Annotated in this window: 3 protein-coding genes; all 3 read right to left on the bottom strand. The window is 30.7% G+C overall.

Features of this window, described 5'->3' with window-relative positions; translation table 11 throughout:
• A partial coding sequence (locus tag EJJ37_RS19750; RefSeq protein ID WP_133017128.1) for a hypothetical protein occupies nt 1-608 on the bottom strand: 608 nt, incomplete at its 3' end.
• A gap of 24 nt (nt 609-632) precedes the next feature.
• On the bottom strand, nt 633-836 hold the full coding sequence (locus tag EJJ37_RS19745) for a hypothetical protein (RefSeq protein WP_133017127.1): 204 nt from the start codon (nt 834-836) through the stop codon (nt 633-635).
• Nucleotides 837-848: 12 nt separating this feature from the next.
• Nucleotides 849-1,142: single-stranded DNA-binding protein (locus tag EJJ37_RS19740; protein WP_133017126.1), on the bottom strand; the 294-nt coding region annotated here is incomplete at its 5' end.

The raw sequence follows: 1,142 nt of genomic DNA, 5'->3' as shown, positions 1-1,142 counted from the left end.
CCTATATACTCTTTATTTTGATATTTAACTTTAACTATACTTCCAACCTCTATAGTCTTAATATCGTTCTGATTTTTTTCTTTATCGTGCTGCAATTCTTCCTTATCGTTCTTAAAAATAACTTCTTCGTCCTTGTATATAGGCTTGTCCTTATAATCAATTATCCATCCTTTGTTATTTATCACATGAACATTTATTCCACAGCTACTGTCCTTTGTTATAACTATATAACTAGAATCACCAAATCTTTTTATGACCTTATCAATATTTCGAGTTTTCTTAAACTCCTCCAATAATTGCTCTTGCTTATCATTAACCTTAAAATCTTGTCTAGCAAAAAGTATGTTGTCCATTGGTAGTAATGCTCTTAATTCATTAGTTCTATAATCCTCTTTGCCATTTCTATAAAGCATAATTCTTTCTTTTTCAGTTTCTATGGAATATCTGCCACCAAAACATTTTATTATTCTTAAAGCTATGCTTTTATATTTATTAATGATTTCATCATCTGTATTTTTATCAATTTCAATAACTTTCTTGACTTCTTCCTTAGGTGTTATTACTGGAAGGTCAAATATTGATACTTGACCTTCTATTACATCTAACATTGACTTTTCCTCCTAAAATAACACTTAGAACATTTCATCTTTTAAATCTTCTTCAAAATATTTAGGTACTTTAAAATATCCTATATCCTCACATTTCACAACTTCAATGCTTGTAGTTTTCTCATCATTAATCCAAGGTTCACATTTACTTTTTAGAACCTCTAATGAGTTTGCTATAATTGTATTTCTTATTACAGCATCTCTATAAATCACTGCTTGATAATACATTGACTTTTCCTCCTAGAATGGCATGTCCCCATCATCTACTGGCTCTTCATATCCGAACCCTGTATCTTCTGGTGGGTTCCATGCTCCTGGAGCACCTGTATTACCTTGGTTATTAGAATTATTTCCACCTATAAACTCAAAACTTTCTACAATCACATCAGTAGTGTATCTTTTAGTTCCGTCTTGAGAATCATAACTGCCTGTTCTAATACTTCCTGTAACTGCTAACTGTCTACCTTTTGTAACATATTGTGCAATTGCTTCTCCAGGTTTATTAAATGCTATACAGTTTATAAAATCTGTTTC

Origin of the sequence: Clostridium cuniculi, assembly GCF_004353185.1 — a bacterium.
GTDB lineage: Bacteria > Bacillota > Clostridia > Clostridiales > Clostridiaceae > Clostridium > Clostridium cuniculi.
The sequence above is the reverse complement of the archived record's forward strand: the minus strand, read 5'-3'. Positions and strand labels throughout refer to the sequence as shown.

What these genes read in the sequence shown, in the direction of transcription:
- EJJ37_RS19745 (WP_133017127.1), bottom strand. Translation starts at nt 836, where the DNA reads ATGTATTATCAAGCAGTGATTTATAGAGATGCTGTAATAAGAAATACA.